The sequence below is a fragment of the Pseudomonas quercus genome (assembly GCF_012033695.1).
Taxonomy (GTDB): domain Bacteria; phylum Pseudomonadota; class Gammaproteobacteria; order Pseudomonadales; family Pseudomonadaceae; genus Aquipseudomonas; species Aquipseudomonas quercus.
In genome coordinates, this window is record NZ_JAAVJI010000033.1 from 1 (window position 1) to 4,617 (window position 4,617).

A 4,617-nucleotide genomic window follows, 5' to 3' on the forward strand; every position below is an offset into this window, starting at 1 on the left:
TCAACCTGCCCAAAGCCAGCGCACAGGGCCAGGCCCTGGAGAGCAAGGCGTCGGTCCGCCGCTACCTGGAAGAAGTGCCGCTGACTGCAGACGAGCGCGCCATTGTCGAGGGTGATCAGGAAAAGATCGAGGGGTTTATCCAAAAGCTGGAAGGCGTGACGGCGCTAGACGGGCATACCACGCGGGAATGATGGATCCGGCAATCCGGCCTAACCGGAACTGCCCGGCATTCCACGCCACTCACTTCCTTTAATGTGAATACCCTATTCTGAGGAATATCATGGACCCCATTAGAGGCAGTAGTGCCTATAACGTGCAGAGCAGTTCAGCAAACCCTGCGCAAGCCGCGCAGGCAACAACAGGAACGCACCCGTCTGGGCATGCCAGTTCGCTGACAGCGGCCATGTTAACCGATCAGGCAGTGGCTGCCTTGAATGACAAAGAAACGCAGGGTAATGAACAGGAAAAGATGCTGGCCGGGTTTGCAAAAGGAGCTATCGGCAGCGGTCAGTTACAGCTTTCGCCCAATCAACCAGTGAAAGGTGATGCTCAGTTTGGGATGCGGCGTAATCAAGATGTCTTGGTGATCAAAGCGAGATTGAATGATCAGTCTAAATATGACGTTTTAAGCGTAGGGTTTAGACGAGGCTCAGGAGCGCCTGTATCTATGACGTTGCCTGCCCCAAGTACAGCGGCTGCACGTAACGCCCGGCCTCCGTCTGCCTTGCTGGGCCTTCCAAACGAACTGCTGCTGCAAATCGCCGGTGGCACTGGCAAACGTAGTGATGGCGTTAACCTCAGCTTGCGACAGGTCAGTAAGCAGATGAAGGTCATTGCCGACGATCAGTTGTCGCCCAGACAACGCTTTGTGATAGAAAACGGCCAAGCGCTCCAGGCTGTAGGTCATACCGGCAAAGACATGCGGTTTTTAGCCGCTAAACCGGAAGATCAGCGGAATTTCGTACTAACCCATGGCCAAGCGCTCCAGGCTGTAGGTCATACCGGCCAAGACATGCTGTTTTTAGCCGCTAAACCGGAAGATCAGCGGAATTTCGTACTAACCCATGGCCAAGCGCTCCAGGCTGTAGGTCATACCGGCAAAGACATGCGGTTTTTAGCCGCTAAACCGGAAGATCAGCGAAACGCATTCTTGCAACAGATTGGTCATCCCAGCTAACAAACTTATTCTTCTGAGCGACAGCTACGCATGGTTCTCCAGATAATTCATTCGTTGCTTTTCCATTCCACATAAACGGTCAAATTTCCGAACGTGTAATGACTCTAATAGAATCAATGGTTTACGCGTCAGAAATCTACAGTATCGACGAAATTTTCTGTGACCTCACTGGCCAGCCTGGCGACCTCACGGTGCTGGGCCGGTCGATCCGCGAGCGTGTATTGAGGTGTACGGGCATTCCAGTCGGTGTAGGCATCGCACACACGAAGACCCTGGCCAAGCTGGCCAACCACAGTAAGCGTCTGGTGAAGTCGTCTGGACAAAGCAAATGGTCTAAATACGATCAGATTTCACAAAAGAGCGACTCGCCAGTTCGCATTTTCGGTTATTGACACAGTGCTCAAATCTCCAGATTATCAATCAATGACCCCTACAAATCTCGTTAGCATGATGCGCCCCTTGATGACTGCCATTGGCGGGCCATAGGGCGATGCGCGCTTAGAACAGAAGCATTGACCAGAAGCCCCGCCAGAAATGGAAGGGGCTTTTTCATCCCCCTTCCAAATCATTGATGACAAGGAGAGTGAAGATGCTGTTGATTCGCCCAGCCAAACGTACTGACGCCGAGGCCGCGTTTGATATACGCCTCCAGGCGATCCGGCATCAATGCATTACTGTCTATACCGCTGAGCAAGTAATGGCGTGGACTGATGTGCCGCTCACAGACCGATATCGGGCTTGGGTGGAAAAGGAGTACCACGTTGCCTGGTTGGGCGAGACACCGGTCGCAACAGGTCTGATTGATTTCCAGTCTGGAGAGATAGGCGCTATTTTCGTTTTGCCTGCATTCATGGGACAGGGGATTGGCAAGGCAATGCTCCTATACCTTGAGCGACTGGCCTTTAAAGCCGGAATCGTCGACATCCATTTAGATGCTACCCCTAACGCAACCGCGTTCTACCGTCGGTGTGGCTATCACGGAGATAATCAAGCCATCTATACCTCGCCCTCCGGTCTTGAGCTGGCTTGTACACCGATGCGGAAACAGTTGGCCAGTGAAGAGCTAATGGACGTCACGCGGGCGACAAGCAGGCTGCCAAACTCAGGCTGAGTAAGTCAGTCCGGCATCCATTGATGCGGCAGCAGATGCTCAATCTCACTGGCTTTCTGCGTCGGCAACCGCGTCAGCACATCTTTGAGATAAGCATACGGATCATGCCCATTCATGCGTGCCGACTGGATCAAACTCATGATCGCGGCCGCTCGTTTGCCGCTGCGCAGAGACCCGGCGAACAACCAATTGGAGCGCCCAAGCGCCCAAGGCCTGATCGTGTTCTCGACAGGGTTGTTGTCGATGGGCACGGTACCATCTTCCAGGTAGCGCGTCAGCGCTACCCAGCGTTTCAGGCTGTAGTCCAAGGCCTTGGCCACCGCCGAGCCTTCTGGCACAAGCTCGCGTTGAGCCAGCATCCATTCATGCAACTTTGCTGCGACGGGAACCGCTATTTCCTGACGTAATCGCCGGCGGTCTTCATCGTTCATTTCTTTGGCTTGCCGCTCGATCTCGTACAGGCCGCCGATTGAGTGCAGTGCCTGTTCGGCCAACTGGCTTTTGTTTGCCACATGCAGGTCAAAGAACTTGCGGCGAGCGTGGGCCATGCAGCCGATTTCGGTGATGCCCAGCTCGAAGCTGGCCTTGTAGCCCGCGAAGTCATCGCAGACCAGCTTGCCGTTCCACGTGCCAAGGAAGTTACGTGCATGTTCGCCAGCACGGCTGGGGCTGAAGTCGTAGACCACCGCCTTCAGTACCGAGAACGGCGTGGTGCAATAAGCCCAGACATACGCTCGGTGCGTTTTCTTCTCGCCGGGGGCCAGCATCTGCACCGGCGTTTCATCGGCATGCACGACTCGCTGGGCGAGTACGACTTCCCGCAGTGCATCCACCAGTGGCTGGAGTTGCACGCCAGTTTGGCCCACCCACTGAGCCAGTGTTGAGCGCGGGATCGCCAGGCCTGCACGGCCAAAGATCTTTTCCTGCCGGTACAGCGGTAAATGGTCGGAGAACTTGGTCACCATCACATGGGCCAGCAGACCGGCAGTAGGGATGCCCTTGTCTATGACTTGGGCGGGCACCGGCGCCTGGATCAGCGTTTCGCACTGGCGGCAGGCCCACTTGCCACGTACATGCTGCTCAACGGTGAACACACCCGGTGTGTAATCCAGCTTTTCGCTGACGTCTTCGCCGATGCGCTGAAGCTGGCAGCCGCAAGCGCACTGGGTGTTCTCTGGCTCGTGACGAATGACGGTGCGTGGGAACTGCGTCGGCAGCGGCGCGCGCTTGGGCTTTTGGCGGGTTTCGTCTGGCGTCGGGGCAGGACGAAGCGCGTCCAGTTCTGCCTCAATGGCCTCAAGGTCGGTGTTGAGCAGGTCATCCAGCAAACTGCCTTGAGCTGGGCTGATCTGCTCGCTGCGTTTGGCGAACTTGTGGTGTTTGAGGATGGCAATTTCGTGAGAGAGCTGTTCGATGATCGTCTCGTCACGATGGATCTTTCGACCCATGGTGTCGACCTTCGACAGCAACTGCGCAGCGAGTGCGCGCAGTTGGTCGGGTGTCATTTGGTCGAGATTGGGCAAGGAAGTCATGCCGTGGATTTTACCAAAGCAACTCATCCGACACAGCTCAAAGGCAGGACTAAACTACCGTAATCACGCCGTTCACACCTACACGCTGCCATGGCAAACCGAGCACCAGCGCGTGCAGTTGTTCAGCGTCGAGTTCGACTTCCAGGCCGCGATGAGTGCCAAGCCAGTGAAACTTGCCTTGGTTCAACCGGCGTGCGGCAAGCCAGATGCCCACGCCATCATGCACCAGCACCTTCATCCGGTTGGCGCGGCGATTGGCAAACAGATAAGCGCTGTGCGGCTTTGCCGCACCGAACACCGCTACCACGCGGGCTAGCGCAGTCTCGGTGCCAGCGCGCATGTCCATGGGCGCGGTCGAGAGCCAGATGGCGTCGATGCGTATCATTGCGAGAGGCTGCGAATGAAGCGTGCGCAGCCGTCCGGGTCGGAGATGGGCCATTTGACCGTGATAGATTTTTTGCCCAGCGGCAGTGCGATAACTACCGCTTCATCAGCGTGCCGTTTAGGCATCGGTTGCAGCGGCACAAACGCGGGAAGTGGCGCGACGGGTTTATCGCGGTAAATCGGCAACCACTTGCGAATTACGTTGGCATTGATGCCGTGGCTGATGGCGACGCTGGAAACGGAGGCGCCGGGTTGCAGACATTCCTGAACGACCTGGGCTTTAAAGGGTTTGGGGTAAGAGCTTCGTTGGCGCATGGAAATCCTAGCGATAAGGGTGATCGCGTCCGCTTAAATAGGCGGACACCATTGCCCTTAATTCTGGATTTTTGAAGGTGTGTTTGCTGGCCGCTTAC

The 4,617-nt window shown here is 56.0% G+C and carries 6 protein-coding genes and 1 pseudogene; 4 read left to right on the top strand and 3 right to left on the bottom strand.

What is annotated here, in order from left to right; all coding sequences use genetic code 11:
- The 4 genes and pseudogenes from HBH25_RS22755 to HBH25_RS22770 form a co-directional block, all read left to right on the top strand.
- Positions 1 to 191: hypothetical protein (locus HBH25_RS22755; RefSeq protein ID WP_168086206.1), on the top strand; the 191-nt coding region annotated here is incomplete at its 5' end.
- An 89-nt stretch (positions 192 to 280) separates the two neighbouring features.
- Complete coding sequence (locus HBH25_RS22760; protein ID WP_168086207.1) at positions 281 to 1,177, top strand: hypothetical protein; 897 nt, start codon at positions 281 to 283, stop codon at positions 1,175 to 1,177.
- A 77-nt stretch (positions 1,178 to 1,254) separates the two neighbouring features.
- A pseudogene (locus HBH25_RS22765) lies at positions 1,255 to 1,497 on the top strand (Y-family DNA polymerase); the annotation flags it as partial.
- A 269-nt stretch (positions 1,498 to 1,766) separates the two neighbouring features.
- Positions 1,767 to 2,288 carry a GNAT family N-acetyltransferase gene (locus HBH25_RS22770; RefSeq protein WP_003380656.1) on the top strand — a complete coding sequence of 174 codons (522 nt, stop codon included), beginning with the start codon at positions 1,767 to 1,769 and terminating at the stop codon, positions 2,286 to 2,288.
- A gap of 5 nt (positions 2,289 to 2,293) precedes the next feature.
- On the opposite strand, the gene tnpC is transcribed toward HBH25_RS22770, so the two are convergent.
- From tnpC to tnpA, 3 genes are read right to left on the bottom strand one after another with little or no spacing between them, the layout of a single operon-like run.
- Positions 2,294 to 3,820 (bottom strand): IS66 family transposase, encoded by a 1,527-nt coding sequence (gene tnpC, locus HBH25_RS22775; protein ID WP_168081500.1) that lies wholly within the window; start codon positions 3,818 to 3,820, stop codon positions 2,294 to 2,296.
- Between the two features lie 49 nt (positions 3,821 to 3,869).
- The gene (tnpB, locus tag HBH25_RS23460) at positions 3,870 to 4,205 is read right to left on the bottom strand and encodes an IS66 family insertion sequence element accessory protein TnpB (RefSeq protein ID WP_168081498.1); all 336 of its coding nucleotides are present in this window, start codon (positions 4,203 to 4,205) and stop codon (positions 3,870 to 3,872) included.
- Complete coding sequence (tnpA, locus tag HBH25_RS22785; protein WP_168081496.1) at positions 4,202 to 4,519, bottom strand: IS66-like element accessory protein TnpA; 318 nt, start codon at positions 4,517 to 4,519, stop codon at positions 4,202 to 4,204. Before tnpA ends, tnpB begins: the two co-directional genes overlap by 4 nt.
- Positions 4,520 to 4,617: the final 98 nt, after the last annotated feature.